Origin of the sequence: Pseudomonas putida (genome assembly GCF_002025705.1) — a bacterium.
Lineage (GTDB): Bacteria > Pseudomonadota > Gammaproteobacteria > Pseudomonadales > Pseudomonadaceae > Aquipseudomonas > Aquipseudomonas putida_J.
Genome location: NZ_CP018846.1, coordinates 316,503 through 340,269 on the forward strand (window position 1 = coordinate 316,503; position 23,767 = coordinate 340,269).

The 23,767-nt window shown below is 62.8% G+C and carries 23 protein-coding genes; 12 read left to right on the plus strand and 11 right to left on the minus strand.

Annotation, left to right across the window (positions count from 1 at the left end; translation table 11 throughout):
* Positions 1-5 precede the first annotated feature (5 nt).
* From mrdA to BUQ73_RS01575, 9 genes are all read left to right on the plus strand, one after another.
* Positions 6-1,895 carry a penicillin-binding protein 2 gene (gene mrdA, locus BUQ73_RS01535; RefSeq protein ID WP_060484186.1) on the plus strand — a complete coding sequence of 630 codons (1,890 nt, stop codon included), beginning with the start codon at positions 6-8 and terminating at the stop codon, positions 1,893-1,895.
* A 38-nt stretch (positions 1,896-1,933) separates the two neighbouring features.
* Entirely contained in the window at positions 1,934-3,037 is a 1,104-nt protein-coding gene (gene rodA / locus BUQ73_RS01540) for a rod shape-determining protein RodA (RefSeq protein WP_050437190.1), read from the plus strand.
* A gap of 17 nt (positions 3,038-3,054) precedes the next feature.
* Positions 3,055-4,065, plus strand: coding sequence for a lytic murein transglycosylase B (gene mltB / locus BUQ73_RS01545; RefSeq protein ID WP_079226406.1), 1,011 nt, complete (start codon positions 3,055-3,057; stop codon positions 4,063-4,065).
* Complete coding sequence (locus tag BUQ73_RS01550; RefSeq protein ID WP_027917772.1) at positions 4,065-5,063, plus strand: septal ring lytic transglycosylase RlpA family protein; 999 nt, start codon at positions 4,065-4,067, stop codon at positions 5,061-5,063. Before mltB ends, BUQ73_RS01550 begins: the two co-directional genes overlap by 1 nt.
* 296 nt (positions 5,064-5,359) lie before the next feature.
* Positions 5,360-6,520: a D-alanyl-D-alanine carboxypeptidase family protein gene (locus BUQ73_RS01555; RefSeq protein ID WP_027917771.1), complete on the plus strand. Its 1,161-nt coding sequence runs from the start codon at positions 5,360-5,362 to the stop codon at positions 6,518-6,520.
* A 73-nt stretch (positions 6,521-6,593) separates the two neighbouring features.
* The gene (locus BUQ73_RS01560) at positions 6,594-6,869 is read left to right on the plus strand and encodes a DUF493 domain-containing protein (RefSeq protein WP_009685832.1); all 276 of its coding nucleotides are present in this window, start codon (positions 6,594-6,596) and stop codon (positions 6,867-6,869) included.
* On the plus strand, positions 6,869-7,516 hold the full coding sequence (lipB, locus tag BUQ73_RS01565; protein ID WP_079226407.1) for a lipoyl(octanoyl) transferase LipB: 648 nt from the start codon (positions 6,869-6,871) through the stop codon (positions 7,514-7,516). The genes BUQ73_RS01560 and lipB overlap by 1 nt, the downstream gene beginning before the upstream one ends.
* A 2-nt stretch (positions 7,517-7,518) precedes the next feature.
* The gene (gene lipA / locus BUQ73_RS01570) at positions 7,519-8,535 is read left to right on the plus strand and encodes a lipoyl synthase (protein ID WP_027917769.1); all 1,017 of its coding nucleotides are present in this window, start codon (positions 7,519-7,521) and stop codon (positions 8,533-8,535) included.
* A gap of 82 nt (positions 8,536-8,617) precedes the next feature.
* On the plus strand, positions 8,618-9,556 hold the full coding sequence (locus tag BUQ73_RS01575; RefSeq protein ID WP_079226408.1) for a S66 peptidase family protein: 939 nt from the start codon (positions 8,618-8,620) through the stop codon (positions 9,554-9,556).
* A 145-nt stretch (positions 9,557-9,701) separates the two neighbouring features.
* On the opposite strand, the gene BUQ73_RS01580 is transcribed toward BUQ73_RS01575, so the two are convergent.
* From BUQ73_RS01580 to leuS, 5 genes are all read right to left on the minus strand, one after another.
* Complete coding sequence (locus tag BUQ73_RS01580) at positions 9,702-11,018, minus strand: lytic murein transglycosylase (RefSeq protein WP_079226409.1); 1,317 nt, start codon at positions 11,016-11,018, stop codon at positions 9,702-9,704.
* Positions 11,019-11,078: 60 nt separating this feature from the next.
* Positions 11,079-11,243 carry an alternative ribosome rescue factor ArfA gene (arfA, locus tag BUQ73_RS01585; RefSeq protein WP_027917766.1) on the minus strand — a complete coding sequence of 55 codons (165 nt, stop codon included), beginning with the start codon at positions 11,241-11,243 and terminating at the stop codon, positions 11,079-11,081.
* A gap of 109 nt (positions 11,244-11,352) precedes the next feature.
* Entirely contained in the window at positions 11,353-12,390 is a 1,038-nt protein-coding gene (gene holA / locus BUQ73_RS01590; protein ID WP_079226410.1) for a DNA polymerase III subunit delta, read from the minus strand.
* Positions 12,391-12,426: 36 nt separating this feature from the next.
* A complete protein-coding gene (gene lptE, locus BUQ73_RS01595) occupies positions 12,427-13,032 on the minus strand; it encodes an LPS assembly lipoprotein LptE (RefSeq protein WP_079226411.1) in 606 nt (201 codons plus the stop codon).
* A gap of 61 nt (positions 13,033-13,093) precedes the next feature.
* A complete protein-coding gene (gene leuS, locus BUQ73_RS01600) occupies positions 13,094-15,700 on the minus strand; it encodes a leucine--tRNA ligase (protein ID WP_079226412.1) in 2,607 nt (868 codons plus the stop codon).
* A gap of 228 nt (positions 15,701-15,928) precedes the next feature.
* Here leuS and BUQ73_RS01605 point away from each other — a divergent pair, with 228 nt between their 5' ends.
* On the plus strand, positions 15,929-16,243 hold the full coding sequence (locus BUQ73_RS01605; RefSeq protein ID WP_079226413.1) for a hypothetical protein: 315 nt from the start codon (positions 15,929-15,931) through the stop codon (positions 16,241-16,243).
* A gap of 131 nt (positions 16,244-16,374) precedes the next feature.
* Positions 16,375-17,136 carry a YdcF family protein gene (locus BUQ73_RS01610; RefSeq protein WP_079226414.1) on the plus strand — a complete coding sequence of 254 codons (762 nt, stop codon included), beginning with the start codon at positions 16,375-16,377 and terminating at the stop codon, positions 17,134-17,136.
* 126 nt (positions 17,137-17,262) lie between these two features.
* Here BUQ73_RS01610 and lnt read toward each other — a convergent pair whose 3' ends face one another.
* The 4 genes from lnt to BUQ73_RS01630 are packed head-to-tail and all read right to left on the minus strand — an operon-like array spanning position 17,263 to position 21,118.
* A complete protein-coding gene (lnt, locus tag BUQ73_RS01615) occupies positions 17,263-18,780 on the minus strand; it encodes an apolipoprotein N-acyltransferase (protein ID WP_079226415.1) in 1,518 nt (505 codons plus the stop codon).
* Between the two features lie 8 nt (positions 18,781-18,788).
* The gene (locus BUQ73_RS01620) at positions 18,789-19,628 is read right to left on the minus strand and encodes an HlyC/CorC family transporter (RefSeq protein ID WP_027917759.1); all 840 of its coding nucleotides are present in this window, start codon (positions 19,626-19,628) and stop codon (positions 18,789-18,791) included.
* Between the two features lie 25 nt (positions 19,629-19,653).
* Entirely contained in the window at positions 19,654-20,127 is a 474-nt protein-coding gene (gene ybeY, locus BUQ73_RS01625) for an rRNA maturation RNase YbeY (RefSeq protein WP_079226416.1), read from the minus strand.
* Entirely contained in the window at positions 20,120-21,118 is a 999-nt protein-coding gene (locus tag BUQ73_RS01630) for a PhoH family protein (RefSeq protein ID WP_079226417.1), read from the minus strand. Before BUQ73_RS01630 ends, ybeY begins: the two co-directional genes overlap by 8 nt.
* 249 nt (positions 21,119-21,367) lie before the next feature.
* Here BUQ73_RS01630 and BUQ73_RS01635 point away from each other — a divergent pair, with 249 nt between their 5' ends.
* Complete coding sequence (locus BUQ73_RS01635; RefSeq protein WP_079226418.1) at positions 21,368-21,694, plus strand: DUF1820 family protein; 327 nt, start codon at positions 21,368-21,370, stop codon at positions 21,692-21,694.
* A 3-nt stretch (positions 21,695-21,697) separates the two neighbouring features.
* On the opposite strand, the gene BUQ73_RS01640 is transcribed toward BUQ73_RS01635, so the two are convergent.
* Entirely contained in the window at positions 21,698-22,243 is a 546-nt protein-coding gene (locus BUQ73_RS01640; protein WP_027917755.1) for a tetratricopeptide repeat protein, read from the minus strand.
* Between the two features lie 235 nt (positions 22,244-22,478).
* Positions 22,479-23,762, minus strand: a complete 1,284-nt coding sequence (hemL, locus tag BUQ73_RS01645; protein WP_027917754.1) for a glutamate-1-semialdehyde 2,1-aminomutase — start codon at positions 23,760-23,762, stop codon at positions 22,479-22,481.
* Between the last annotated feature and the right edge of the window lie 5 nt (positions 23,763-23,767).

Genomic DNA, 23,767 nt, shown 5'->3' on the forward strand with positions numbered 1-23,767 from the left:
GTCCGATGTCGCAGCCGATCCGTCTCAAGGACCACGAGAAAGACGCCCGCCTGGTGCGTAACCGCGTCGTTGTCGGCGCGGTGGCGGTGATACTGCTCATCTGCGTGCTGGTTGCGCGGCTGTACTACTTGCAGATCATCCAGTACGACTATCACTCCACGCTGTCGGAGAACAACCGGGTGCATGTGCAGCCGATTCCGCCTACGCGTGGCCTGATTTTTGACCGCAACGGCGTGATCATTGCCGACAACCGGCCTAGCTTCAGCCTGTCCATGACTCGCGAACGTGCGGGTAACTGGCAGGAAGTGCTGGATACCATCGTCGAAGTACTGGACTTGACGGCGGATGACCGGGCGATTTTCGAAAAGCGCATGAAGCAGGGGCGTCGGCCGTTCGAGCCGGTGCCGATCCTGTTCGAGCTGAACGAGGAGCAGATTGCCCGCGTGGCGGTCAACCAGTTCCGCCTGCCCGGCGTGGAAGTCGTCGCCCAGCTGGTGCGCCACTACCCTCAGGGTGCGCATTTCGCCCACTCGGTCGGTTATGTCGGGCGGATCAACGAGAAAGAACTGAAAACCCTCGACCCGGTCAATTACAGCGGCACCCACCATATCGGCAAGACCGGCATCGAGCGCTTCTACGAGCCTGAGCTGCACGGTCAGGTCGGTTACGAGGAGGTCGAGACCAACGCCCGGGGCCGTGTGCTGCGGGTGCTCAAGCGCACCGATCCGAAGCCGGGCAAGGACATCGTGCTGAGCCTCGACATCAAGCTGCAGGAGGCCGCCGAGGCCGCTCTGGGTGGCCGGCGGGGCGCCGTGGTGGCGCTCGACCCGCGTACCGGTGAGGTGCTGGCGATGGTCAGCCAGCCCAGCTTCGACCCCAACCTGTTCGTCACTGGCATCAGCTTCAAGGCCTATGCCGAGCTGCGCGACTCGATCGACCGGCCACTGTTCAACCGCGTCCTGCGCGGCCTGTATCCGCCGGGCTCGACCATCAAACCGGCAGTTGCCATTGCCGGCCTCGACAGTGGGGTGGTCAACGCCAGTAGCCGGGTGTTCGACCCGGGCTACTACCAGTTGCCCAACTACGATCACAAATACCGTAACTGGAACCGTACCGGTGATGGTTGGGTCGATCTGGACACCGCGATCATGCGCTCCAATGACACCTACTTCTACGACCTTGCCCACAAGATGGGCATCGATCGGCTGTCCAGTTACATGAACAAGTTCGGCATCGGCCAGAAGGTGGCCCTCGACATGTTCGAGGAGTCGCCCGGGCTGATGCCGTCGCGCGAGTGGAAGCGAGCCACCCGCCGGCAAGCCTGGTTCCCGGGGGAAACGCTGATCCTCGGCATCGGCCAGGGCTACATGCAAGCCACGCCGCTGCAACTGGCCCAGGCCACCGCGCTGATCGCCAACAAGGGCGTGTGGAACCGCCCGCACCTGGCCAAGACCATCGAAGGTCAGCCGCCGGTGGACCCCAACCCGATGGAAGACATCGTCCTGCGTGACAAGTCCGATTGGGCCAAGGTCACCCACGGCATGGAGCAAGTGATGCACAACGCCCGCGGTACCGCCCGCAAGGCTGCGGCCGGCGCCCAGTACCGCATCGCCGGCAAGAGCGGTACCGCCCAGGTGGTGGCCATCAAGCAGGGCGAGAAGTACGACCGCAACAAACTCCAGGAACGCCACCGCGACCACGCGCTGTTCGTCGCCTTCGCCCCAGCTGACGATCCGAAGATCGTGGTCTCGGTGATGGTCGAGAACGGTGAGTCCGGCTCTGGCGTTGCAGCACCCGTCGTGCGGCAGATCATGGACGCCTGGCTGCTCGATGAGAGCGGCCGGCTCAAGACTGAATTCGCGCCTGCCACCGTCGCCCAGGAAACGGCCCAGTGAAGAATAATTTCGATCGCATGCTCTCCAGCGAGGACGTGATGCGTCGACGCGCCAGCTTCCTGCAGCGCATCCACATCGACGGCCCCTTGCTGATCATCCTGCTGACCCTCGCGGCCGGCAGCCTGTTCGTCCTCTATTCGGCCAGTGGCAAGAACTGGGACCTGCTGCTCAAGCAGGCTACCTCGTTCGGTATCGGCCTGGTCTCGATGTTCGTCATCGCCCAGCTGGAGCCACGCTTCATGGCGCGCTGGGTGCCGTTGGCGTATCTGGTGGGGGTATTCCTGCTGGTGGTGGTGGACGTCATGGGCCACAACGCCATGGGCGCCACGCGCTGGATCAACATCCCCGGGGTGATCCGCTTCCAGCCCTCGGAGTTCCTCAAGATCATCATGCCGGCGACCATCGCCTGGTACCTCTCCAAGCGCACCTTGCCGCCGCACTTGAAACACGTGGCAATAAGCCTGGTGTTGATCGGTGTGCCGTTCATTCTTATCGTCCGCCAACCTGACTTGGGCACGGCGCTGCTGATTCTCGCCTCCGGCGCATTCGTGCTGTTCATGGGTGGCCTGCGTTGGCGCTGGATTCTCAGCGTGCTTGCAGCGACGGTGCCCGTAGCGGTGGCGATGTGGTTCTTCGTGATGCACGACTACCAGAAGCAGCGCGTACTGACCTTCCTCGACCCGGAGAGCGACCCGCTGGGCACCGGCTGGAACATCATCCAGTCAAAGGCGGCGATCGGCTCCGGTGGCGTGTTCGGCAAGGGTTGGCTGCTGGGTACCCAGTCGCACCTGGACTTCCTGCCGGAAAGCCACACCGACTTCATCATCGCGGTGCTTGGCGAGGAGTTCGGCCTGGTCGGTATCTGTCTGCTGCTGATCGTCTATCTGCTGCTGATCGGCCGCGGGCTGATGATCACCGCGCAGGCGCAGACCCTGTTCGGCAAGCTGTTGGCGGGCAGCCTGACCATGACCTTCTTTGTATATGTGTTCGTCAATATCGGTATGGTCAGTGGCCTGTTGCCTGTAGTGGGTGTGCCGCTGCCCTTCATTAGCTATGGCGGAACTTCGTTGGTGACGCTGCTGTCAGCGTTTGGCGTTCTGATGTCGATCCATACGCACCGCAAATGGATCGCGCAGGTTTGAATAAGGTGAAGAATTTAATGCAAGCAGTGCGTAACTGGGCTGCCCGTTGTGCGCCGTGGATCGGCGCGGTGGGCCTGTTCGGCGCTGTACAGCTGGCCCATGCCGGTGATTACGACGGCTCGCCGCAGGTGACCGAATTCGTTCTCCAGATGAGCCGCGACTATGGGTTTGCTCCCGAACAATTGAACGGGGTATTCCGCGAGGTACAGCGCAAGCAGTCGATCCTCGATGCCATCTCGCGCCCGGCCGAACGGGTCAAACCGTGGAAGGAATACCGGCCGATGTTCATCACCGACGCGCGCATCGCCCGTGGCGTGGACTTCTGGCGCCAACACGAGGCGGTGCTGGCACGTGCCGAGCAAGAATATGGCGTGCCAGCGCAGTACATCGTTGCAATCATCGGCGTGGAAACCTTCTTCGGCCGCAATACCGGCAATTACCGGGTGATCGATGCCTTGTCGACCCTGGCCTTCGACTACCCGCCGCGCGCGGAATTCTTCCGCAAGGAACTGCGAGAGTTCCTGCTGCTGACCCGTGACGAACAGGTCGACCCGCTCACCCTCAAGGGTTCTTATGCCGGTGCCATGGGCCTGCCGCAGTTCATGCCGAGCAGCTTCCGCAACTACGCGGTGGACTTCGACGGCGATGGCCACATCAATATCTGGAACAACCCCGACGATGCCATCGGCAGCGTGGCCAGCTACTTCAAGCGCCATGGCTGGGTGGCCGGCGAGCGCGTGGTCAGCCGTGCCCAGGTCAGCGGCGCGCAGGCAGATCTTGGCCTGACCACGGGTATCGAACCTGCGAAAACCTTCGGGGAGTTGCGGGCGTTGGGCTGGTCGAGCCATGATGCGTTGCGCGATGATCTGCCGGTTACCGCTTTCCGCCTGGAAGGCGACAACGGCCCCGAGTACTGGTTGGGCCTGAAGAACTTCTACGCGATCACTCGCTACAACCGCAGCGTGATGTATGCCATGGCGGTGCATCAGCTTGCGGAACAGCTGGTCCAAGTACGGGGCGTCAAGTAATGCGCGCAATCATCTCTGCCAATACCTTCAAGCTGCTGACCTGCATGACCGTCGGCATGTTGCTGGTCAGCTGTTCCTCCAGCCGCCCGACCACCCAGAGCAGTGGCAACGTCGTCCGTTCGCAGCCTGGCCTGGACATCAACCGTGCCCACAAGGACGGAGCGCCGTGGTGGGACGTGGACGTCAACAAGATTCCCGATGCTACGCCAACCGTGCACACCGGTGCCTACAAGGCCAACCCGTACACTGTACTGGGCAAGACCTACTACCCGCTGCAGGACTCGCGCAATTACCGCGCCGAGGGCACCGCGTCGTGGTACGGCACCAAGTTCCATGGCCAGAACACCGCCAACGGCGAACTCTACGACCTGTATGGCATGAGTGCGGCACACAAGACCCTGCCGCTGCCGGCCTACGTCAAGGTGACCAACCTGGCCAACGGCCGCAGTGTGATTCTGCGGGTCAACGACCGTGGGCCGTTCTATTCCGACCGCATCATCGACCTGTCCTATGCCGCGGCGAAGAAGCTCGGCTACGCCGAGATCGGTACTGCGCACGTGCGGGTCGAGGGCATCGACCCGCAGCAATGGTGGGCACAGAAGGGCCAGCAGCCGCCGCTGATGCTGAAAGAACCGCAGGTCGCGCAGACCCAGGCGATTCCGGCCAGCACCGGGCGGGTCGAGCAATGGACCCCGCCGCCGCAGCAGCACGCGGCGCCGGTGGTGCCGGTACAGGTGGGCGGCAACAGTGTGGCCGCCAACACCGGGGGCAACGTTCTTCAGGTGGGCGCCTTCGCCAACCCGGATGCCGCCGAACTGCTGCGCTCCAAGCTGAGCACCATGGTCAGCGCGCCGGTGTTCATCAGCTCCATCGTGCGTAACCAGCAAACCCTGCACCGCGTGCGCCTGGGGCCGTTCAGCAGCCAGGGCGAGATCCAGCAGGCGCAGAACAGCATTCGCCTGGCGAACCTTGGCCAGGCCAAGCTGGTCACAGACTGACTTGCCTGAGCAGCAAGCTTCCAGCTGCAAGTTGCAAGAAGGGGCGGCGCAATCCTGGGCTGGCTTTTTCTTGTGGCTTGAAGCTTGAGACTTGCCGCTCAAGCTGTCGGTTTTGTCATGAATTGCCGGCCCCGGCCATGTACAATGTCGGCTTTTGCCCGCAGCGGCATAACGCCGCACCCTGATTCAGACGTTCAGGGGTGGGCCGGCCATGGCCACTAAAACTAGACTGACTGGCGCTGGGCACACGATGTGGCCCAGGGAACATCAGACCATTAGCGATTTTCGAGAGACGGATGAACATCACCAACCTTGCCAAACGACTTTGCCTGCCCGTACTGCTGATGCTCACGCCTGCTGCCTTCGCAGCAGAGCAGATGATGCCTGCACCACCGCAGCTGGCTGCCAAGTCCTACGTACTCATGGACGCGTCCAGCGGCAACGTGCTGGTCGAGAACAATGGTGACGAGCGCCTGCCGCCAGCCAGCCTGACCAAGCTGATGACCGCCTACATCGCCACCGTCGATATCCGTCGTGGCCAGATTGGCGAGAACGACCCGGTCACCGTCAGCGAAAACGCCTGGCGTACCGGCGGTTCGCGCATGTTCATCAAGGTCGGTAGCCAGGTTACCGTCAGCGACCTGCTGCACGGCATCATCATCCAGTCGGGTAACGATGCCTCGGTCGCCCTGTCCGAGCACATCGCCGGCAGCGAAGACGCCTTCGCCGACATGATGAACAAGACTGCTGCCGAACTGGGCATGTCCAACAGCCACTTCATGAACCCGACTGGCCTGCCGAACCCGGAGCACTACTCCTCGGCTCACGACATGGCCCTGCTGGCCCGCGCGATCATCAACATCGACCCGGCCCACTACGCTATCTACTCGCAGAAAGAGTTCTTCTGGAACAACATCAAGCAGCCGAACCGCAACCTGCTGCTGTGGCGTGACAAGACCGTCGACGGTCTGAAAACCGGCCACACCGAGGAAGCCGGTTACTGCATGGTGGCTTCGGCCGTTCGTGATGGCCAGCGGCTGATCGCCGTGGTGTTCGGCACCAACAGCGAGCAAGCCCGCGCCGCCGAGACCCAGAAGCTGCTGACCTACGGTTTCCGCTTCTTCGAAACCCAGACCTTCTACCAGAAGGGCACCGAGCTGACCCAGGCACCGGTATGGAAGGGCGCGACCAGCCAAGTCAAGGCTGGCCTGGCCGACGACCTGACCATGACTATGCCTAAAGGCCAATTGAAGCGCCTGCAGGCTTCGATGACCATGAACCCGCAGCTCACCGCACCGATTGCCAAAGGTGACGTGATCGGCAAAGTGGAAGTCAAACTGGACGAGAACGTGGTTCACAGCGCCGACCTGATCGCCCTCGATGGCGTCGAGGAAGGTGGTTTCTTCCGCCGTATGTGGGATAGCATCCGTCTATTCTTCTACGGGTTGTTCAACTGATACGTGACCTGCAAGCCCCCGCACATCCTGCGGGGGCGTTGTTGTTGCCACGGCTTACGAGGCCGTTTCCGCCATGAGCGAACCTGACGTAAAGTCGCACAAGATCGAATTCCCATGCGCCGATTACCCGATCAAGGTAATCGGCGACACCGTTGTCGGCTTCAAGGACACGGTGATCGAGATCCTCAGCAAGCATGCCAAGGTCGACCTTTCCACGCTGGCCGAGCGCCAGAGCAAGGAAGGCAAGTACACCACCGTGCAGCTGCATATCGTCGCCGAAAGCGAAAACCAGCTGCATGACATCAATAGTGCCCTGCGTGCCACCGGCATCGTGAAAATGGTGCTCTGATGTCCCTTTGCCTCGGTATTCGCGAGCTTGGCCTGCAGCCCTATGAACCGGTGCTGGAGGCCATGCGTCGCTTCACCGAGCAGCGTAGCCCGGACAGCCAGGACGAAATCTGGCTGGTCGAGCATCCCGCGGTCTTCACCCAGGGCCAGGCTGGCAAGGCCGAGCACCTGCTGGTACCGGGCGACATCCCGGTGGTGCAGACCGACCGCGGTGGCCAGGTGACCTACCATGGCCCCGGGCAGCTGGTGGCCTACCTGCTGCTGGACGTGCGCCGCCTGGGTTTTGGCGTGCGCGAGCTGGTCAGCCGCATCGAGCAGACCTTGATCGACCTGCTCGCCAGCTACGGCGTCAGCGCCGTGGCCAAGCCCGATGCGCCGGGTGTCTATGTCGACGGAGCGAAAATCGCCTCCCTCGGCCTGCGAATCCGCAACGGCCGTTCCTTCCACGGCCTTGCTCTGAACGTGGACATGGACCTAGCGCCATTCCGCCGAATCAACCCCTGTGGGTATGCGGGGCTGGCCATGACCCAGCTGCGCGACCTGGCAGGCCCGATCGTACTCGACGAGGTCAGGACAAGGCTGCGCGGACAGCTGGTCAAGCACCTCGACTATGCTGAGCAGACGACCCTCACGGGCGGAATCGACTGAATATGACAACTGTGCAAGAAGCCGTGCCGAACCTGATACCTACCCAGGATGCCACCGCGCGCCCAGCGCCGAAGAAAGTGGAAGCTGGGGTAAAACTGCGTGGCGCCGAAAAGGTCGCGCGTATCCCGGTAAAGATCATCCCCACCGACGAACTGCCTAAAAAGCCTGACTGGATCCGCGTGCGCATCCCGGTATCGCCGGAAGTCGACCGTATCAAGCAGCTGCTGCGCAAGCACAAGCTGCACAGTGTGTGCGAAGAGGCGTCCTGCCCGAACCTTGGCGAGTGCTTCTCCGGTGGCACCGCGACCTTCATGATCATGGGTGATATCTGCACCCGTCGTTGCCCGTTCTGCGACGTCGGCCACGGTCGGCCGAAGCCGCTGGACCTGGACGAGCCGAAGAACCTGGCCGTGGCCATCGCCGACCTGCGCCTGAAGTACGTGGTGATCACTTCGGTGGACCGCGACGACCTGCGTGACGGTGGTGCCCAGCACTTCGCCGACTGCATTCGCGAAATCCGTGCATTGTCGCCAGGTGTGCAACTGGAGACCCTGGTGCCAGACTACCGCGGCCGTATGGACGTTGCCCTGGAAATCACTGCGCAAGAGCCGCCAGATGTGTTCAACCACAACCTGGAAACCGTACCGCGCCTGTACAAGGCTGCGCGTCCTGGTTCGGACTACGACTGGTCGTTGGACCTGCTGCAGAAGTTCAAGCAGATGGTTCCGCACGTACCGACCAAGTCGGGCCTGATGCTCGGCCTGGGCGAGACCGACGAGGAAGTGATCGAAGTGATGCAGCGCATGCGCGAGCACGACATCGACATGCTGACCCTCGGCCAGTACCTGCAGCCGTCGCGCAGCCACTTGCCGGTGCAGCGTTTCGTCCACCCGGACACCTTCGCCTGGTTCGCCGAGGAAGGCTACAAGATGGGCTTCAAGAACGTCGCTTCCGGCCCATTGGTGCGTTCGTCGTACCACGCCGACCAGCAGGCTCACGAAGCCAAGATCAAGCTCTGATCCGGGCCTTCGCTGAACATGCCGATGCACGCTGAGAGGCGGCATCGGCATTTTTGTTTTTGCTGCATAGAAAGGAGCTGCGATGAATTGCGCTGAAACCATGGAATCGCGTTTGCCCAAGGCGCTGGCAGCCAATGCCTGCTTCGCCATCGTCGCCCCTGCCGGGCCGGCTCGCCTGGATGCGCAGAAGGCGGCCCAGTGGTTCGCCGAGCGAGGCTACCGCTGCCGGATCTTCCCGGGTGTTCATCAGGCCGAGGGTTACCTGGCTGGTAGCGATGATCAGCGCCTTGAAGATCTGCATGCGGCCGTTGCCGACCCTGATGTCGACGCAATCCTGTGCATGCGCGGTGGTTATGGCAGCATGCGTCTGCTCGATCGGCTGGACTTCGAGTTGATCCGCCGCAACCCCAAGCCGCTGGTTGGATACAGCGACATCACGGCGTTGCACACGGCCATCTACCAGCGTACCGGGTTGATCACCTTCCACGGCGCAATGCTCAATGCCGACCTGTTGGGTGCCAAGCTGCAGCCGACCGAGTCGTCGCTGCTGGTGCAATTGGGCGGGCTTTTGCGGGAGGGGGATGAAATTGCCCATCCGGCCGATTTCGCCTTGAGTTGCGTGGTGCCCGGCGTTGCCAGCGGGCGCTTGCTGGGGGGCAATCTGTCGATGCTGGGGGCGACACTGGGGACAGTGGCGGAAATTGATACGCGGGGCTGCATTCTGTTCATCGAGGACGTCAACGAGCCGTTATATCGGGTGGACAGGCTGCTGACCCAGTTGCGCCTTGCAGGCAAGCTGGAGGGCATCAAGGGCGTGCTGGCAGGGGATTTTGCCGGGATTACTACCGCAGCGCTGGCACCGTTGCTTGAGGAGACTTTCGGGCCGTTGGGCGTACCAGTACTGGCTGGGTGGCGCAGCGGGCATTGTGATCCGAATGTGTGCTTGCCGCTGGGGGCCTGGGTGAGGCTGGACAGTGAGAAGCAGACACTGGTGCTGGGGCAAGATCTGTTCAGGGCTTGAGATTGCCGGGGCTGCTTCGCAGCCCTTTCCGACCGGTCCGGCGCCCCGGCAAGGCCGCTCCTACAGGTCACGCGTTTTCCTGTAGGAGCGGCCTTGCCGGGGCGCCGGACCGGTCGGAAAGGGCCGCAAAGCGGCCCCAGGTGCATCAGCGCTGACGCAGGCTGTCGAGCAGTTTGTGGGTCGGGTAGCCATCTGCCGGCCACCCCAGCCCCTGCTGGGCATTGCGAATCGCCTTGCGGGTATTGGCCCCGATGATGCCATCCGGGTTGCCCGCCTCATGCCCCTTGGCATTCAACAAGTTCTGCAACTCCATCCGCTCGCTGCGACTCAGTGGCAGGTCTTCCTTCGGCCAGCTGCCGCTGATGAAGCCCCAACCCGAGAAGCGATCACCCAGCAGGCTCACCGCCAGCGCGTAGGAAGACGAGTTGTTGTACTTGAGAATGGCGCGGAAGTTGTCCAGTACCAGGAATGCCGGCCCACGGGCGCCAGCCGGTAACAGTAGGGCAGCTGACAACTGGTTGCTGCCGGCCGGCAGCTGGGTACCCGCAGGTAGCTTTACGCCCATCTGCAGCCATTCGTAAACCGGTTTGCGCAGCGTGCCGTCGGCCTGCCAATAGTCGAAGCCTGCTGGTACTTGCACTTCGAAGCCCCACGGCTGGCCATGCTTCCAGCCAGAGCTCTGCAGGTAATGTGCAGTCGATGCCAATGCGTCGGGCGTGCTGTTCCAGATATCCCGGCGACCGTCACCGTCGAAATCCACCGCATGGGTGTTGTAGGTGGTCGGGATGAACTGGGTCTGGCCCATGGCGCCGGCCCACGAACCACGCATGGCCTCAGGCTGGATGTCGCCATGCTGGATGATCTGCAGGGCGGCGATCAGCTGGTCCTGGGCGAACTGGGGGCGGCGGCCTTCATAGGCCAGGGTGGCCAGCGAGCGGATCACCGACTTGTTGCCCTGGAACTGGCCGAAGTTGCTTTCCATGCCCCACACTGCGACCAGTGCCTGGCGGTCGACGCCGTAGCGTTGCTCGATGCGGGTGAGCAGCTCGGCGTTCTGTTCCAGCAGTTTCTTGCCGTTGCGCACGCGCAGGGGCGACAGGGCACCATCAAGGTATTCCCATACCGGGCGGGTGAATTCGGGCTGGCTGCGGTCGGCCTTGATCACGTCCATGTCTGGCGTGACGCCGAGGAACGCGCGGTCGAAGGTGCTTGGCGCGATGCCGGCCTGGAGTGCCTGCAGGCGGAAGTTCGCCTGCCATTCGGCAAAGGTCTGCAGGGGCTGGATTTCGGTGCTGACGTCAGGCGTGGCGCTGGGCAGGGTCACTACCGGCGCGGGCTGGGCGGGCGCCAGCGGCAGGGCGTCGGCGGCGGTGGGTTTTTCCGCGCAGGCGACGAGCAGGATGAAGCTGGAGGCCGCGAGTAGCTGGCGGGATTTCCAACGGGGAAGAAGACTCAAGAGCATGCACAGATCCAGAATTGCAGGTCAGGTGCCGACCATACCATGCCTGCGCTTGCGATGCTTTCATGCGGCCAAAAAGTAAGAAGCCTCCCAATCTCTCGATTGGAAGGCTTCGCGGCGGTAGCTGCCTTTGCCCTTGTCTGGTCGCTCCTGGCGGCAGCGGAAGAGGGGCTGGGCAATGATCGACTTGGCCTTGTTCGGGCCGTGCTTTTTCGGCTTTTTGCTCATGGCGGGGTTCCTGGCTTGGGTGGCTTTCGGGGCGCACTTTAGGCCTGGGAAGGTGAAGGAGCCAATTGATTGTGTTTATGGTCGCTCTCTGGGGCTGCTTCAGCCCCGGCTATTCTGCAGGCAGCACCAGCCTTTGCCCTGCCATCAATAGCGACAAGCGCGACAACCCGGTCCAGGGCGAACCCTCGGCCTGCCCCTTGATCTGCGCATCGATACGCTGGGCATCTCGCAGCAACTGTGCCCAGCGCTGTGCCGAGAGGCGCTGCAGAGCCTTGCTGACGAGTGGTCGGCGCTTGTCCCAAACCGGTGGCCGGGCCTGGCTGAAGGCCTTGTCCAGCGGCACACCCTGGGAAAATTGCTGGGCCAGGCCGGCCAGCAGGCGCAACTCGCGGGCCAGAGCCCAGAGAATCACCGGCGGTTCCACACCCTCGCCGCGCAAGCCTTCGAGCATGCGCAGGGCGTGTGCTGCCTCACCATTGAGGATGGCGTCAACCAGCCCGAAGACATCGAAACGCGCGCTGTCGGCAACCGCAGCCTGCACTGTCTCGACGGTGATCTGGTTACCGTCAGCCAGCAGCTTGAGCTTTTCGATCTCCTGGGCTGCGGCCAGCAAATTGCCTTCGACCCGCGCGGCGATCAGGTCGACGGCATCGCGTTGGGCCGACAGCCCGGCCTGGGACAGGCGCTGGTTGATCCACTGCGGCAATTGCTGGGTATCCACCGGCCAGATCTGGATGAACTGGCAATGCGTGCCTTCGATCAGTGCCTTGCCCCACTTGGTCTTCTGTGCACTGCCATCGAGCTTGGGCAGGCTGATCAGCAGCAGGGTGTCTTCGGCGGGTCTGGCGCAATACTCCATGAGCGCGGCAGCCCCTTTGTCACCGGGCTTGCCCGACGGCAGGCGCAGCTCCAGCAGGCGCCGCTGGGCGAACAGCGACAGGCTGGCACCCGCTTGCAGCAGGGTACCCCAGTCGAAGTTGGCGTCGGCACTGAACACCTGGCGCTCGTCGAAGCCTTGCTGGCGGGCCGCATTGCGGATGGCGTCGGCGGCTTCCTGGCACAGCAACGGGTCATCGCCACTGACCACGTAGACCGGGGCCAGGCTGCCTTGCAGGTGCTTGTTGAGTTGGGCGGGGGCGAGCTTCATGGGAGCAGGCGGGGCGCCGGAGCGCCCCGCTCGGGCTTAGTTGCCCGGGATTTCCAGAGGTGACTGCTGCGGCGTTTCCGCCTGCTGGCGGCGCGCGGCCTCAAGCGCGTCGGCTTCAGCCTTGGCACGTGCGTCGGCCTTGCGTTGCAGCTCGTCGAGTTGGGATGGGGTCAGCATCTGCAGGCGAGTGACCATCGACTGCACCAGGTCGCGGCGCATTTCTTCGCGCGAGCGCTGGGCCTCCTGATCGGAGCCGGTGATATTACTGCCGTCACGCACATAGATCTTGCGTACTTCTACCTTGTCGCTCAGCAGCTCGAGGTTGTTAAGGCCCAGGATGCTGTAATTGAGCGTGGTGGTGAGCTCGTATTCGGCAGTGGCGTTGCCAGCCGCGTAGCTCGCCGAACGCGAGTTTTCCTGCTCGTTGGTCAGCACCAGGCGATAAGGTGCGCCGGCGTGCACATTGACGCCACTGTTCTCAAGTACCTGGCGCAGTTGAACCAGGGTCGGGCCATAGGCGTTGCGTGCGCTGACGTCCATTTCCTTGACGCTCAGTTCGTTGGTGCCGGTGCCGCGCAGCTGGAAACCGCAGGCGCTGAGCAGGACAGCCAGGCCCATTACCAGCAGATTGCGTTTGATCATGTTGTTGCTCCCTTGTGGGCCGATACCGCCCACCCGCATAGGCTGCGGGTGGGCGTTGCCATCAGTTGGCGACGATGTTGACCAGTTTGCCCGGTACCACGATGACCTTGCGGATGGTCAGGCCATCGATGAAGCGCAGGACGTTTTCGTTGCTGCGGGCAGCGGCTTCGACTTCCTCACGGCTGGCGGCGGCAGGCATTTCCACCTGGCCGCGCAGCTTGCCGTTGACCTGCACCACCAGGGTGATGCTGTCCTGCACCAGGGCGCTCTCGTCGACCGCCGGCCAGCCAGCGTCGATGACAGCCTGGTCGTGGCCCAGCTGTTTCCACAGTTCGTGGGAAATGTGCGGCGTGATCGGCGCCAGCAGCAGGGTCACGGCTTCCAGGCCTTCCTGCAGCAAGGCACGGTCTTGCTCGCTGGCCTGCGGGGCCTTTTCCAGCACATTCATCACGGTCATCACCTGGGCGATGGCGGTGTTGAACTTGTGGAACTGGCCCACGTCGGTGCTGGCCTGCTTGATCGCAGCGTGGATGGCGCGACGGATGACCTTCTGTGCGTCGTCCAGAGCGGCGACATCCAGCTTGCCCGGCAGGCCCTGGGCGACGTGAGCCTGGGCCAGGCGCCATACGCGGCGCAGGAAGCGGCTGGCACCCTCGACGCCGGAGTCGGACCACTCCAGGCTCGCGTCAGGTGGCGAGGCAAACATCATGAACAGGCGGCAGGTGTCGGCGCCGTACTGGTCGATCATCGATTGCGGGTCGACGCCGTTGTTCTTCGACTTCGACATCTTCTCGGTGCCGCCGATTTCCACCGGCAGGCCATCGGTCTTCAGGCGTGCACCGATGATCTTGGCCTTGGCATCGCGCTCGATTTCGACGTCGGCCGGGTTGAACCAGTCCTTGCCGCCGTTGCTGGCCACGCGGTAGTAGGTCTCGGCGACCACCATGCCTTGGGTCAGCAGGTTCTTGAACGGCTCGTTGGAGGTGACCAGGCCCTCGTCACGCATCAGCTTGTGGAAGAAGCGCGCGTACAGCAGGTGCAGGATCGCGTGCTCGATACCGCCGATGTACTGGTCGACCGGCAGCCAGTGGTTGGCCGCTTTCGGGTCGACCATGCCACCTTCGTAGTTTGGCGAAGCGTAGCGGGCGAAGTACCAGGACGATTCCACGAAGGTGTCCATGGTGTCGGTTTCGCGCTTGGCCGCGGCACCGCATTTCGGGCAGCTGCACTCATAGAACTCAGGCATGCGCGCCAACGGCGAACCGGCGCCGTCCGGCACCACGTTTTCCGGCAGGGTGACTGGCAGCTGGTCTTCCGGCACTGGCACGTCGCCGCACGACGGGCAGTGGATGATCGGGATCGGGCAGCCCCAGTAACGCTGGCGGCTGATGCCCCAGTCGCGCAGGCGGAACTGGGTGCGCGATTTGCCCAGCTCTTTGCGGATCAGGGCAGCTTCGATGGCGTCGAAGGCGCCGGCGAAGTCCAGGCCGTCGAACTCGGCGGAGTTGATCAGCTGGCCATGCTCGCCATAGGCGGCCAGCCACTCGCTGCCAACGTCATCGCCCGCGCTGGTGCGTACCACGGCCTTGAACGGCAGGTTGTACTTGTGAGCGAACTCGAAATCGCGCTCGTCGTGGGCCGGTACAGCCATCACGGCGCCATCACCGTAGTGCATCAGCACGTAGTTGGCGACCCACACTGGCAGCTTCTCGCCGGTCAGTGGATGCTCGACGAACAGGGAAGTGGGCATGCCCTTCTTCTCCTGGGTGGCCATGTCGGCCTCGGCCACGCTGCCGCTCTTGCATTCGTCGATGAACGCCTGCAGCGCCGGGTTGCCCTGGGCGGCCTGGGTGGCCAGCGGGTGCTCGGCAGCAACGGCGACATAGGTGGCGCCCATCAGGGTGTCCGGGCGGGTGGTGAAGACCTTCAAGGTGCCTTCGTGGCCGATGCTGGCCTGGTCGAACGGGAACTGCACTTCCATTCCGCGCGACTTGCCGATCCAGTTGCGCTGCATGGTCTTGACCTGCTCAGGCCAGCCCGGCAGCTCGTCGAGGCTTTCCAGCAGCTCGTCGGCGTAGTCGGTGATGCGGAAGTAGTACATCGGGATTTCGCGCTTCTCGATCAGCGCGCCCGAACGCCAGCCGCGGCCGTCGATGACCTGCTCGTTGGCCAGTACGGTCTGGTCGGCCGGGTCCCAGTTCACGGTCCCGTTCTTGCGGTAGATGATGCCTTTTTCGAACAGGCGGGTGAACAGCCACTGTTCCCAGCGGTAGTAGTCCGGCTTGCAGGTGGTGACTTCACGTGCCCAGTCGATGGCCAGGCCCAGGCTCTTGAGCTGGGTCTTCATGTAGTCGATGTTTTCGTACGTCCACTTGGCCGGGGCGACGTTGTTCTTCATCGCCGCGTTTTCCGCGGGCATGCCGAAAGCGTCCCAGCCCATCGGCTGCAGGACGTTTTTGCCCAGCATGCGCTGGTAGCGGGCAATCACGTCGCCGATGGTGTAGTTGCGCACGTGGCCCATGTGTAGCTTGCCGCTCGGGTACGGGAACATCGATAGGCAATAGTAGGTGTCTTTGCCTGGCTGTTCGGTAACAGCGAACGATTGTTGCTCGTCCCAGAAGTTCTGGGCGGCGGCTTCGATATCACGGGGCGTGTATTGTTCGTGCATGGCTACTTTTTGCTGAGAGAGAAGAGACCTTGTTCCAGGCAGCGGAACCTCGCTGCGTCCGGCACTCCGGTGTCATTTAGAGTGAACGCCGTAGCATACAGCAGCGCTGCGTATCGTGGGAAACCTTGATTGCGAATGCCCGCTGGTCGCGGCATCCGGCTGCTTTTTGCAGCGACGCTAAGCTCAGGTGTGGGGGGAGATATTCTTTATCTTCAATGAGGTGAACGGATGGGAGAGACGCAGCTACCCGCAAGCAAACCGGAGCTTTACGAACGCCTGATCGACCGTCTTGGCCTGGCACTGGAAGTCGCCAGAACCTCGGTGAGATTACGCGACGAGATGCCAGCCGAGCTGGAGTTGCGTGGCTTGAGCCATGCAGAGTTCGAAGTGATCAAGGCTTACCTGGATTCCCTCCCGGAACGCCGCAATGCCTGCGCCGGTACTTTCCCACAAGCGGAACCGGCAACGGCCAAGATTATCTGGCTCAAGGACAAGAAACGCCCCGCCAACTCGGCGAGATCCAGGACGCTGCCGCATCGCTAGCCGTTCAGGACGCCAGGCGCAGGCTATCGCGCGCCGGTTCTACAACATACATCCCATGATTGGCGCCGGTTCACACTTGTTGACCGGCGCCGATCCTCTATAGGCTGCACGCCTTCCATGGAGGTGTGTCGATGCCGATCCGGTTTTTCATCAAACAATGGCTGATGCCGCCTGGCATCCTGTTTCTGCTGCTGCTTGCGGCGTGGTGGTTGCGCAACCGACGGCCGCAGCTGGCCATGGTCTGTTTTGTCGCGGGGCTGGGAGGCCTGTGGTTGATGAGCTTGCCGCTGGTGGTGCAGCAGTCTGCACGCCTGCTGGAGACCGAACCGCCTTTGCCGACAAGCGACTGGGCTGGCCTTGCAGGCAGGGCGGATGCCATCGTCGTGCTCGGTGCAGGGCGTGAGCGCGGTGACCCAGCCTGGGGTGGTGATGATCAGCCCACGGCAACTGCACTCGAGCGCATGCGCTTTGCCGCGCGGCTGGCGAAAGCCTCGGGGTTGCCAGTGCTGACCAGTGGCGGCTTGCATTACGGTACGCCGCCAAGCGAGGCGCAGTTGATGGCAGACCGCCTGCGCGAGGATTTCGCGGTGCAGGTGAAGTGGAAGGAAGAGGCCAGCCGCACGACTTGGGAAAATGCCCAGTTGAGCGCCAAGGTGTTGCAGCCGTTGGGCATACGCCGAGTGGTGGTGGTGACCCAGGCGTGGCACATGCAGCGCTCGCGCTGGAGCTTCGAGCGGGCCGGGTTTGAGGTGGTGCCGGCGCCGGTCGGGTTCCTGGGGCGCGATCATGCACGGCCGTTCGGCGGGTTGCTGCCGGAGAGCCGGGCCATGTGGCAGAGCGGCCAGTTGTTCAATGAAGCGGCTGGGTTGGTGGGGTACCGGTTGCTTTACTGAATGGCGACCTGCACAAAACTCTTGTGGGAGCGGCCTTGCGTCGCGAAAGGGCTGCGCGTTGGTGCACAGATTTTTGGGGCCGCTTTGCGGCCCTTTCGCGACGCAAGGCCGCTCCCACAGGGCCTGTCAGACGGTCTTGGCAATACGGCCGGCCAGCAACGCCCAGCCCAGCAACAGCACACAGAGGATCGCCAGCGGCCACGACCGCCACTGCAGGTAAGGCGTCAGTTGCTGCATCGGCACCACTTCGCCATACAGCACCGCGCGCTGGAACTGCGGCACCTCTGCGGTGATCCGGCCAAACGGGTCGATCAGTGCCGTCACGCCGTTGTTGGTGGCGCGGATCATCCAGCGGCCGGCCTCCAATGCACGCATCTGCGCCATCTGCAGGTGTTGCAGCGGGCCGATCGAGGTGCCGAACCAGGTGTCGTTGCTGATGGTCAGCAGCAGGTCACTGCGTGCTGCCAGGCCTGCAGCGAACTCGGGGTAGACCACTTCGTAGCAGATGAACGGCGCAATCTGGTAACCCTTGGCCTGCAGCAGTGGCTGGTCCGCGGGGCCGCGGGCAAAGTCCGACATCGGCAGGTTGAAGAACTCGATCGCGCCGCGAAGCATGTCCTGCAGGGGCACATACTCGCCGAACGGCACCAGTTTCTGCTTGAGGTAGGTACCGTCGCCTTCGCCGGTCACGGTGACGCCGTTGTAGTAGCGGCGCTGATGGTGCACCACTTCACGCACCGGCACGCCGGTGATCAGCGCCGAATGCCGGTCGGCGGCAAAGCGCCCCATTACATCGATATACCCCTGGGCCTGGTCCTTGAGCACCGGTACGGCAGTTTCCGGCCACACCAGCAGGTCGACCGGCCTGGAGCTGAAACTCATGTCGCGGTACAGCGCCAGTTGCGCATCGATGTGCGCCGGGTCCCATTTCAGGTCTTGTTCGACATTACCCTGCAGGGCCGCGACCTTGAGTGGGTCGCCGGCAGGCTTTGTCCAGGCGTGGCCTTTGAGGGCCATGCCGATCACCCAGGGCGCCAGCAGCAATACCGCAGCTACCGCGAGGAATGATGGGCGTTCGCGCAGGCGGTGCAGGTTGCACAGCAGCGCGGCACTCAGTGCCAGGGTGAAGGATATCAGCCACACCCCGCCCAGCGGCGCCAGGCCTGCGAGCGGGCCATCCAGCTGGCTGTAACCGGCATACAGCCAAGGGAAACCGGTGAGGAACCAGCCACGGAAGGCCTCTTGCAATAGCCATAGTGCGGCGAAGCAAAGGGCGTCGGCCAGGGGCGCCTCATTACGCCTGAACCAGCGCGCCCACAACCAGGTGGGCAAGGCGAAGAACCAGGCGAGGGCGGCGAAGAACGCCAGCAGCAAGACGATCGCCAACAGCGGCGAGGCGCCGCCGTAGGTGTTCATGCTGACGTAGATCCACCAGGTGCCAGCGCCGTAGAGGCCGAAGCCGAACCACCAGCCACGCCACATGGCCTGGCGCGGGCTGAGCTCGCGCAGGCCGAGGTAGAGCAGGGCGATGGACAGCAGGGCCAGTGGCCAGATGTCGAACGGCGCCAGGGCCAGGAGGGTCGATGCGCCGGCCGCCAGGGCCAGCAGGTTACCGGGCCAGCCGGGGCGGGTGATCCAACGCATGTTTGTCCTTAGCGGGTGATCGGAGTCAGGCGCAGCAGGTGTATCCGCCGGCTGTCGGCATTGAGAATACGGAACTTGTAGGCGCCGATCTCGGTGGTCTCGTTGCGCTTGGGCAGGTGGCCGAAGGCACTCATCACCAGGCCGCCAACGGTGTCGAACTCGTCATCCGAGAACTCGCTGTCGAAGAACTCGTTGAAGTTGTCGATCGGGGTCAGCGCCTTGACCAGGAAGTCGCCACTTGGCAGCGGCTTGATGTAGCTGTCTTCTTCGACGTCATGCTCGTCCTCGATGTCACCGACGATCTGTTCCAGCACGTCCTCGATGGTCACCAGGCCTGCCACACCGCCGTATTCGTCGATGACGATGGCCATGTGGTTGTGGTTGGCGCGGAACTCGCGCAGCAGCACATTCAGGCGCTTGGACTCCGGCACGAAAGTGGCCGGGCGCAGCAGGTCCTTGATGTTGAAGCTATCGCCGTTCTCCTTGAGGATCAGCGGCAGCAGGTCCTTGGCCAGCAGGATCCCGAGCACATCGTCATGGCTTTCACCGATCACCGGGTAGCGCGAGTGGGCGGCGTCGATGACGGCCGGAAGGAACTCGCGCGGCGATTGGGTCGCCTTGATGCTGATCATCTGCGAACGCGGGACCATGATGTCGCGTACCTGCAGGTCGGCGACCTGGATGGCACCTTCGACGATGGTCAGTGCTTCGCTGTCGAGCAGCTTGTTCTGATGGGCTTCGCGCAGCAGCTCAAGGAGCTCCTGGCGGTTTTTCGGCTCATGGGCAAAAGCCTGGGTCAGTTTACCCAGCCAGGACTTTTGCCCGTTGCTCGATCGATCTTCGCTCATGGCGGTTCTCGTGATCCTTGGTGTATCAGTGTGGGAGAAGTTCGTTTTCATCGTCGGCGTACGGGTCGGGGTGACCCAGTTCTGCCAGCAATTCCCGTTCCAGCGCTTCCATCTCCTCGGCCTCATCGTCATCGATGTGGTCGTAGCCGAGCAGGTGCAGGCAGCCGTGGATGACCAGGTGCGCCCAGTGCGCTTCCAGCGACTTGCCCTGTTCGGCGGCCTCGCGTTCGACCACCGGCACGCAGATCACCAGGTCGCCCAGCAGCGGAATGTCGAGCAGGTCATCGGGTACATCGGCCGGGAACGACAGCACATTGGTCGCGTAGTCCTTGTGCCGGTAGGTGTGGTTGAGCTCGCGGCCTTCGGCCTCGTCGACCAGACGGATGGTCATTTCCGAGTCGGCCGTGCGCTGGCGCAAGGCCAGTTCGCACCAGCGGCGGAAAGCAGCATCGTCAGGGGCGGCGGCATCCGTGGCCCTTTGCAGGTCAAGTTCAAGCATCTTTGTTGCTGGCCTCGGGCTTGGCTTGACGGGCTTCGAAGCGGTCGTAGGCTTCGACGATACGCTGCACCAGTGGGTGACGAACCACATCTTTGGGTTGGAAATGGGTGAAACTGATCCCCGGTACGTCCTTGAGCACCTCGATCACATGGGCCAGGCCCGACTTGGTGCCACGTGGCAGGTCGACCTGGGTGATGTCGCCGGTAATCACCGCGGTCGAGCCGAAGCCGATGCGGGTAAGGAACATCTTCATCTGCTCGAGCGTGGTGTTCTGGCTCTCGTCCAGGATGATGAAGCTGTTGTTCAGGGTGCGGCCACGCATGTAGGCCAGCGGGGCGATCTCGATCACCTGGCGCTCGATCAGCTTGGCCACGTGTTCAAAGCCGAGCATTTCGTATAGCGCGTCGTACAGTGGGCGCAGGTACGGGTCGATCTTCTGGGCCAGGTCACCCGGCAGGAAGCCGAGCTTTTCGCCCGCCTCGACTGCCGGGCGTACCAGCAGGATGCGGCGTACCTGCTCGCGCTCCAGGGCATCGACGGCGCAGGCCACGGCAAGGTAGGTCTTGCCGGTACCGGCCGGGCCGATGCCGAAGTTGATGTCGTTGGCCAGGATTTCCTTGACGTAGCGCTGCTGGTTGACGCCGCGCGGGCGAATATTGCCCTTGCGTGTGCGCAGCGAGACGCTGACCTCATTGACCGCCGGGTTGTCGATGTTTTCGACCGTCGACTCCTGCAGATACAGGTGCACGGTTTCCGGCGACAGGTCGTTGGCCTTGGTCTCGCGATAGAGGCGGCGCAACAGTTGTTCGGCAGCGGAAGTGGTCTTGGGTTCGCCGATCAGCTCGAATTGGTTGCCGCGGTTGCGGATTTCGATGGCCAGGCGTTGTTCGATCAGGCGCAGGTGCTCGTCGAACTGGCCGCACAAGTTGGCGAAACGGTGGGCCTCGAAGGGTTCGAGGATGAAACGATGGGGTTGTATGGGTGCGTTCAAGGTCGTTTTTAGCCGCTCGACGGCGATGGATGTGAACTCAAGAATAACCCTTGAAGGGCAGTGGCGAAAGCACTGAAACGTTCAACGGTCTGTACTGCCTGTTCCGGCCTCTTCGCGGGCAAGCCTGCTCGCACAGGTACTGCGCCACCCTGAGGGCTGCGGATAACCTTTGGGAGCGGGCTTGCCCGCGAAGGGGCCGGTACAGGTATCATGCGCGCCATTTCTTACGCATGTGTTAACCCGCCGAACATGAGCAAACGCGAGCCCGCCATTTATAAAGTGATCTTCCTCAACCAGGGGCAGGTCTTCGAGATGTATGCCAAGCAGATCTACCAGAGCGACCTGTGGGGTTTTCTGGAAATCGAAGAGTTCGTTTTCGGTGAGCGCACCCAGGTGGTGGTCGACCCGAGCGAAGAGAAACTCAAGAACCAGTTCGAAGGGGTGATCCGCAGTTTCGTGCCGATGCATTCGATCGTGCGCATCGATGAGGTGGAGCGCCTGGGTACGGCCAAGATCAGCGAGGCCAGGGCCACTGGCAACGTGATGCCGTTCCCGATGCCGATGCCGGAGAAGTAAGGATCAGGGGAGTGGCGAGAACGGCGTGCGCCCTTCGGCGTTCTGCAGTTCGAGCAGGTATTTGCGGAAGATCTGGCCAAGCACCTGAGTAGCGTGCTCCAGCTCGTCGCGCGGCATCTGCTCGGTCACTTCGTCGGCCATGTCCAGCGCGTCCTCGGCGCCGTTCACCGCGGCCATCTTCAGCAGGATATAGGCCTGCACGTTGTTGGCCTTGACCCCTTCGCCATGGAAGAACATGGCGCCAAGGCGGTACTGGGCTTCGGCGTGGCCTTGCAGCGAGGCCTTTTCGAACCAGTCCAAGGCCTTTTTCAGGTCTTTCGGTGTCAGCGTGTAGTAGTACTCGCCCAGCTCGAACTGTGCCTGGGCGTCCCCGGTCGCCGCTGTTTCCTCGCAGGCTTTCAGCGCGTTCTGCAGGTCTTCTGGCTGAACATTGAGCGTGCAGCGCCCCGTTGCCGGAATCAGCAACGAGTTACCGCCCTCCGCCAGGGCCAGCAGGGGCTGAAGAAGCAACAGGCAGCCCAAGGTCAGGGCGCGGCCGGTGCGGTTCATGGGGATCGACTTACCTCTGCAAAGCTGCGGCCAATGTCTCTGGTGGCACATTATGGGATAAGCAGCGCCAACCTTACAAAGTTTTACGCGAAATTCTGTATTGAAGAAGCCTTTGCTGATTGAGCAGCGCATTTATTACCTGCTCTGGCCTCATCGCGGGTAAACCCGCCCCACAGGTCACGCATGTCCTTGTATGGGCGGGTTTACCCGCGATGAGGCCAGAGCAGGCTGGCATTTACTTCAGCGCGGCGAAGGCCTTTTCAGCTGCATCCAGGGTGATCTGCAGCTCTTTCTCACCATGGACGATCGAAGTGAAGCCCGCCTCGAACGCGCTCGGCGCCAGGTACACGCCACCGTCGAGCATCAGGTGGAAGAAGCGCTTGAAGCGCTCGGCGTCGCTGGCCATCACGTCGTCGAAGGTGACGATGTCGTCGGCGCCACTGAAATACAGGCCGAACATGGCGCCCGCCTGGGTGGTGACGAACGGCACGCCAGCGGCATCGGCGCGCTGCTGCAGGCCATCGAGCATACGGCTGGTGAATGCGCTCAATTCGTCATGGAAGCCCGGGCGGCTGATCAGCTTCAGGGTGGTCAGGCCAGCGGCCATTGCCAGTGGGTTGCCCGACAGCGTACCGGCCTGATAGACCGGGCCCAACGGGGCGATGCAGCCCATGATTTCGCGTTTGCCACCGAAGCAGCCCACCGGCATGCCACCACCGACGATCTTGCCGAAGGTCGACAGGTCCGGCTTGATCCCGTAGTAACCCTGGGCGCCGCCCAGCGAAACGCGGAAACCGGTCATCACTTCGTCAAAAATCAGCACCACGCCGTGCTTGTCGCACTGCTCGCGCAGGCCTTCGAGGAAGCCAGGCGCCGGTGGCACGCAGTTCATGTTGCCGGCCACCGGTTCGACGATGATGCAGGCCACGGTCTGGCCGACCTCGGCCAGGGTCTTCTCGACGGCCGCGATATCGTTGAACGGCAGGGTCAGGGTGTGCTTGGCGAAGTCCGCCGGTACGCCTGCCGAACTCGGCACGCCTTGGGTCAGCAGGCCGGAACCGGCTTTTACCAGCAGGCTGTCGGAGTGGCCGTGGTAGCAGCCTTCGAACTTGATGATGGCGTCACGGCCGGTGTAGCCACGGGCCAGGCGGATGGCACTCATGGTTGCTTCGGTGCCGGAGCTGACCATGCGCACCATTTCCATCGATGGCACCAGCGAGCAGACCAGGTCGGCCATCTCGGTTTCCATCGCGGTCGGCGCGCCATAGGACAGGCCGTGCTGCAACTGGTTACGCACGGCGTCCAGTACTTCCGGGTGGCCGTGGCCGAGAATCATCGGGCCCCACGAGCCGACGTAGTCGACATAGCGCTTGTCATCTTCGTCGACAACGTAGGCGCCTTCGGCATGTTTGAAGAACAGCGGAGTGCCGCCGACGCTCTTGAAAGCGCGGACCGGCGAGTTGACGCCGCCTGGGATGTGTTTCTGGGCTTTGGCGAACAGGTCTTCGGAACGGGACATGGGAT

What these genes read in the sequence shown, in the direction of transcription:
- mrdA (WP_060484186.1), top strand. Translation starts at nt 6, where the DNA reads ATGTCGCAGCCGATCCGTCTCAAGGACCACGAGAAAGACGCCCGCCTG.
- rodA (WP_050437190.1), top strand. Translation starts at nt 1,934, where the DNA reads ATGCGTCGACGCGCCAGCTTCCTGCAGCGCATCCACATCGACGGCCCC.
- mltB (WP_079226406.1), top strand. Translation starts at nt 3,055, where the DNA reads ATGCAAGCAGTGCGTAACTGGGCTGCCCGTTGTGCGCCGTGGATCGGC.
- BUQ73_RS01550 (WP_027917772.1), top strand. Translation starts at nt 4,065, where the DNA reads ATGCGCGCAATCATCTCTGCCAATACCTTCAAGCTGCTGACCTGCATG.
- BUQ73_RS01555 (WP_027917771.1), top strand. Translation starts at nt 5,360, where the DNA reads ATGAACATCACCAACCTTGCCAAACGACTTTGCCTGCCCGTACTGCTG.
- BUQ73_RS01560 (WP_009685832.1), top strand. Translation starts at nt 6,594, where the DNA reads ATGAGCGAACCTGACGTAAAGTCGCACAAGATCGAATTCCCATGCGCC.
- lipB (WP_079226407.1), top strand. Translation starts at nt 6,869, where the DNA reads ATGTCCCTTTGCCTCGGTATTCGCGAGCTTGGCCTGCAGCCCTATGAA.
- lipA (WP_027917769.1), top strand. Translation starts at nt 7,519, where the DNA reads ATGACAACTGTGCAAGAAGCCGTGCCGAACCTGATACCTACCCAGGAT.
- BUQ73_RS01575 (WP_079226408.1), top strand. Translation starts at nt 8,618, where the DNA reads ATGAATTGCGCTGAAACCATGGAATCGCGTTTGCCCAAGGCGCTGGCA.
- BUQ73_RS01580 (WP_079226409.1), bottom strand. Translation starts at nt 11,018, where the DNA reads ATGCTCTTGAGTCTTCTTCCCCGTTGGAAATCCCGCCAGCTACTCGCG.
- arfA (WP_027917766.1), bottom strand. Translation starts at nt 11,243, where the DNA reads ATGAGCAAAAAGCCGAAAAAGCACGGCCCGAACAAGGCCAAGTCGATC.
- holA (WP_079226410.1), bottom strand. Translation starts at nt 12,390, where the DNA reads ATGAAGCTCGCCCCCGCCCAACTCAACAAGCACCTGCAAGGCAGCCTG.
- lptE (WP_079226411.1), bottom strand. Translation starts at nt 13,032, where the DNA reads ATGATCAAACGCAATCTGCTGGTAATGGGCCTGGCTGTCCTGCTCAGC.
- leuS (WP_079226412.1), bottom strand. Translation starts at nt 15,700, where the DNA reads ATGCACGAACAATACACGCCCCGTGATATCGAAGCCGCCGCCCAGAAC.
- BUQ73_RS01605 (WP_079226413.1), top strand. Translation starts at nt 15,929, where the DNA reads ATGGGAGAGACGCAGCTACCCGCAAGCAAACCGGAGCTTTACGAACGC.
- BUQ73_RS01610 (WP_079226414.1), top strand. Translation starts at nt 16,375, where the DNA reads ATGCCGATCCGGTTTTTCATCAAACAATGGCTGATGCCGCCTGGCATC.
- lnt (WP_079226415.1), bottom strand. Translation starts at nt 18,780, where the DNA reads ATGCGTTGGATCACCCGCCCCGGCTGGCCCGGTAACCTGCTGGCCCTG.
- BUQ73_RS01620 (WP_027917759.1), bottom strand. Translation starts at nt 19,628, where the DNA reads ATGAGCGAAGATCGATCGAGCAACGGGCAAAAGTCCTGGCTGGGTAAA.
- ybeY (WP_079226416.1), bottom strand. Translation starts at nt 20,127, where the DNA reads ATGCTTGAACTTGACCTGCAAAGGGCCACGGATGCCGCCGCCCCTGAC.
- BUQ73_RS01635 (WP_079226418.1), top strand. Translation starts at nt 21,368, where the DNA reads ATGAGCAAACGCGAGCCCGCCATTTATAAAGTGATCTTCCTCAACCAG.
- BUQ73_RS01640 (WP_027917755.1), bottom strand. Translation starts at nt 22,243, where the DNA reads ATGAACCGCACCGGCCGCGCCCTGACCTTGGGCTGCCTGTTGCTTCTT.
- hemL (WP_027917754.1), bottom strand. Translation starts at nt 23,762, where the DNA reads ATGTCCCGTTCCGAAGACCTGTTCGCCAAAGCCCAGAAACACATCCCA.